Source organism: Oerskovia sp. NPDC060287, from assembly GCF_042726775.1.
Classification (GTDB): domain Bacteria; phylum Actinomycetota; class Actinomycetes; order Actinomycetales; family Cellulomonadaceae; genus Oerskovia; species Oerskovia merdavium.
Window position 1 is genome coordinate 1 of record NZ_JBHXBO010000300.1, and the last position, 4,144, is coordinate 4,144.

The window sequence follows — 4,144 nt, forward strand, 5'->3', positions numbered from 1 at the left end:
AGAGCGCTCCTGGACCCCCGTTCGCCGCATCTCGGCGTGCCGCGTCAGCGCTGCACGCGCGCGCTCCCGCCCGAGGCGAGCTTGCGGACCTCGGCGAGCGACGCCGTCGACGTGTCGCCGGGCGTGGTCATGGCGATCGCACCGTGGGCGGCGCCGTACTCGACGGCCTCCTGGATGCTCCCGAGCTCCATGAGCCCGTACGCGAGGCCCGAGGCGAACGAGTCGCCCCCGCCCACGCGGTCGAGGATCTCGAGGTCCGCGCGGTGCGTGGCCTCGGCGAACCCCTGGACCCGGGACCACGCGACGGCCCCCCAGTCGTTGCGCGTCGCGGACCGCACGGCCCGCAGCGTGGTGCCGATGACCTGGAAGTTCGGGTACGCGGCCGCGGCGGTCTCGATCATGGCGCGGAACGCCGCGGTGTCCAGGTCCGTCAGGTTCTCGTCCACGCCCTCGATCTCGAACCCGAGGCTCGCCGTGAAGTCCTCCTCGTTGCCGATCATGACGTCGACGTACTGCGCGAGGTGGCGGTTGACCTCCTGCGCGCGCGCCGGGCCGCCGATGCCCTGCCACAGCGAGGGGCGGTAGTTGAGGTCGTAGGACACGATCGTGCCGTGCCGGCGTGCGGCCTGCATGGCGGCCTCGGCCACGTCCGCGGACGACGCGGACAGCGCCGCGAAGATCCCGCCCGTGTGGAGCCAGCGCACGCCGCGACGACCGAACAGCTCGTCCCAGTCGACGTCCCCGGGCTGCATCTGGGCGATCGCGGTGTTGCCGCGGTCGCTCACGCCCACCGCGCCGCGCACGCCGTAGCCGCGCTCGGTGAAGTTGAGCCCGTTGCGGACCGTGCGACCGATCCCGTCGTAGGGCACCCACTGCACCCAGCTCGTGTCGAGGCCGCCCGTGAGCATGAGGTCCTCGACCAGGCGACCGACCTCGTTGTCCGCCAGCGCCGTGACGATCGCGCCGCGCAGACCGAAGCACCGGCGCAGGCCGCGCGCCACGTTGTACTCCCCGCCGCCCTCCCACGCGTCGAACGAGCGGGTGGTCTTGATGCGCCGCTCCCCCGGGTCCAGGCGCAGCATGACCTCGCCCAGGGAGACGACGTCGTAGGTGCAGTCCGCGGCCGGGCGCAGGTTCAGGGGGGCGCCCGCGGGGCGGGGGGTCGTGTCGGTCATGTCAGCTCACTTTCCTGCGGCGACGGGTGCGGTGGGGGCGGTCGGTCCTGCGGGTGCCGGAGGCACGGCGTCCGCGGCTTGCGCGTCCGGCACGGCGGCTTCCCGGGCGGGTGCGAGCGATGCCGCGAGCGCGACGGCCTGCGCGGAGCGACGCGTGATCTCGGCGAAGTCCCCGGCTTCCACGAGGGACTTCTCGACCATCCAGGAGCCGCCCACGGCCAGGACGGAGGGCACCGAGAGGTACTCGGTCGCGTTGGCCGCGCTCACACCGCCCGTGGGGACGAACCGCAGGCCGGGGAACGGCGCGGACAGCGCCCTGATCGCGGGCACTCCCCCGTTGATCCCGGCGGGGAAGAACTTCACGACGTCGAGCCCCAGGGCCAGGGCGGCCATGACGTCCGACGGCGTCGCGACGCCCGGGAAAATCGGCAGGCCGTGGTGCTGGGCCCGGCGCACGACGTCGACGCTCAACCCGGGAGAGACGAGGAAGCGCGCACCGGCGTCGACGGCCTGGTCGACCTGGTCGACGTTGATCACCGTGCCGGCCCCTGTCACGAGCTCAGGGAGCTCGCACGTGACGGCGGCGATCGCGGCGCGGGCACCGGCGGTGCGGAAGGTGATCTCGGCGATGGGCAGGCCGCCGTCCAGGAGAGCGGCTCCGAGGGCGAGCGCCTGCGCCTCGTCCTCCACGACGACCACGGGCACGACCCGCACCCTGGCGAAGAGCTGGTCGACGTCGGTCGGGGGCGCTGCGGGTGACATGAGGCCTCGCGTTTCGTTATAGTGAACGGATGTTCTGGAATGCGAAATCACTCTACGCGAGCGGTGCGTCCACGTGGTAGCCCGTCCGGGCGCCGAGACCCCTGGCGACCCCGTGCCGACAGTCCGCTCCTCGGCAGACCACGCACCGGCAGACCCTGGCTCCACGAGCAGTCCCCTCGGCTCGGTCGACAAGGCCTTGCTCACCCTCGAGCGGCTCGCTGCCGCAGGACCGCACGGGCTCACCCTGGGCGCGCTCGCCGCCGAGCTCGGCCTGAACAAGACCTCGCTGCACCGCACGCTTTCGGCCCTGCGCTTCCGCGGCTACGCGGACCAGGACCCCGCGACGGGCAGCTATCGCCTGGGCCCCGCCGCGACCGCGCTCGGCGACACGTTCCTGGGCGAGGAGAACCTGCCGGCGCTCCTGGGCCCGGCGCTCACGGCCGTGTGCGAGGCGTCGGGCGAGCTCGTCCACCTCGGCGTGCTGTCCGGCCCGGAGATCGTCTATCTCGACAAGGTCGAGCCCGCGCGCGCCGTGCGGGTCTGGTCGGCGGTCGGACGACGCCGGCCCGCCGCGACGACCGCGCTCGGACGGGCGCTCCTCGCGTTCCGGACCACCGACCGCTCGGGCATGTCCTGGTACGCCGCCGCGACCGGCGACACGGGTGCCACGACGGTCACCGCGGACTCCCTGTGGGACACGCTGACCGCCGCCCGGGCCGCGGGCTACGCGACCGAGGCCGAGGAGAACGAGCCCGGCATCAGCTGCCTCGCGGTGCCGCTGCTGCGCGCGGGACAGGCCGTCGCCGCGCTGTCCGTGACGGCGCCCGCCGACCGCATGGGACCAGACCGGCACCGCGAGCTCGCCCGGATCGTCCGCTCCGTGGCCCCACCCCTCCTGCCCCCGTCGCTGAGTCTCCCCGACGTGCTGGCCACGGACGCCTGACCTGCGAGGGGACGCCCGGCGCCACCCGTGCCCGCCCCGGGAGCCCGCGACCTCGGGCGAGCGCAGCGGGGGCCGCGGCGCCGTCGGGCATCCGGTCCCGCGACGCGCTCCCACGCTCCCTGCAGGGACCCCCGGGGTGTGAGAGAGTGCGAGGGCACACGCGATCTGCCCGCTGACCCGGGCACGACGAACGAGGAGCACAACGGCGATGACCGTTCTTGTGGCCTACAACGACTCGCCACAGGGTGAGGCGGCCCTGCACGCCGGAGCCGCCGAGGCGGTCCGCCGAGACCTGCCGCTGGCGGTCTTCGTCCTGACCCCGCTCGAGGGCCCGCCGCAGGACGACCCGCCCCTCCCGCCCGACCTGGCGCACCTGCTCGACGCCCTGCCCGCGGGCACCCCCGCGGCGACCGTCACGTACCGCGAGTCTCGGATCGACCCTGCGGACGCGATCCTCGACGAGGCCGAGCGCCTGACCGCGAGCCTCGTCGTGATCGGCTCGCGCAAGCGCTCCCCCGTCGGCAAGTTCCTGCTCGGCAGCACCACGCAGCGCGTCCTGCTCGACGCCCACGCACCCGTGCTGGTCATCAAGGCCAAGCACTAGCCCCACCTCACGCCAGGAGGTCTCATGGACCCGGTCGTCGCAGGTCTCGTCATCGTCGCCGTCGGGTTGCTCCTGTGCTTCCTCGGCGTCGGCTCGGTCCACCTGGCGGTGATCGCCTCCGGGTTCGGCCTCGGCTGGATGCTGGGCGACCTGTTCGGGGCGAGCCAGACCACGGCCCTGCTCGTCGGGGTGCTCGGCGGGCTCGTCGCCTGGATCGCCGTGGCGTTCGTGTTCAAGCTCGCGTCGTTCTTCATCGGGATCGTGACGGGGGCCGTGATCGGCGCCAAGCTCTACGGCACGGTCTCGGGCGACTCGGGCAACTGGGTCCTCGCGGCGATCATCGTCATCGCGGTCGCGGCGGCGTGCGGCTTCCTCGCCGACAAGTACCGGCGCCGGGCACTGCTGTGGCTCACGACGATCGGTGGTGCGGGCATCGTGCTGGGCGGCCTGGGCCGCGTCTCCCCCGACACCCTGGGGTTCCTGCGCGACCCGTCCGTGGGGTGGGAGCAGGTCGTGTCGTTCCTGGCGTGGGCCGCGCTCGCGCTGGCCGGGTGGCTCGTGCAGCGCAAGCTGTTCGCCAAGCGCCTGGGCATCACGCGCGGCGAGGAGCCCGCCAAGCGCTGAGGCGCCCCACCTTCCGCTGAGTGCGGAGTTCTTGTG

The 4,144-nt window shown here is 73.6% G+C and carries 5 protein-coding genes; 3 read left to right on the top strand and 2 right to left on the bottom strand.

Going from position 1 to position 4,144, the window contains the following annotated elements; translation table 11 throughout:
- Window positions 1-44: 44 nt before the first annotated feature.
- Window positions 45-1,175, bottom strand: a complete 1,131-nt coding sequence (locus tag ACFWFR_RS17795; protein WP_191802888.1) for a sugar kinase — start codon at window positions 1,173-1,175, stop codon at window positions 45-47.
- A 6-nt stretch (window positions 1,176-1,181) separates the two neighbouring features.
- Window positions 1,182-1,937, bottom strand: coding sequence for a bifunctional 4-hydroxy-2-oxoglutarate aldolase/2-dehydro-3-deoxy-phosphogluconate aldolase (gene eda / locus ACFWFR_RS17800; RefSeq protein ID WP_377623920.1), 756 nt, complete (start codon window positions 1,935-1,937; stop codon window positions 1,182-1,184).
- Between the two features lie 112 nt (window positions 1,938-2,049).
- Between eda and ACFWFR_RS17805 the strand changes: the two genes are divergently transcribed.
- The 3 genes from ACFWFR_RS17805 (at window position 2,050) to ACFWFR_RS17815 (ending at window position 4,108) form a co-directional block, all read left to right on the top strand.
- The gene (locus ACFWFR_RS17805) at window positions 2,050-2,880 is read left to right on the top strand and encodes an IclR family transcriptional regulator (protein ID WP_377623921.1); all 831 of its coding nucleotides are present in this window, start codon (window positions 2,050-2,052) and stop codon (window positions 2,878-2,880) included.
- A 208-nt stretch (window positions 2,881-3,088) separates the two neighbouring features.
- Window positions 3,089-3,484: a universal stress protein gene (locus ACFWFR_RS17810; RefSeq protein WP_191802882.1), complete on the top strand. Its 396-nt coding sequence runs from the start codon at window positions 3,089-3,091 to the stop codon at window positions 3,482-3,484.
- Between the two features lie 24 nt (window positions 3,485-3,508).
- Entirely contained in the window at window positions 3,509-4,108 is a 600-nt protein-coding gene (locus ACFWFR_RS17815) for a DUF4203 domain-containing protein (RefSeq protein WP_191802880.1), read from the top strand.
- Window positions 4,109-4,144 lie beyond the last annotated feature (36 nt).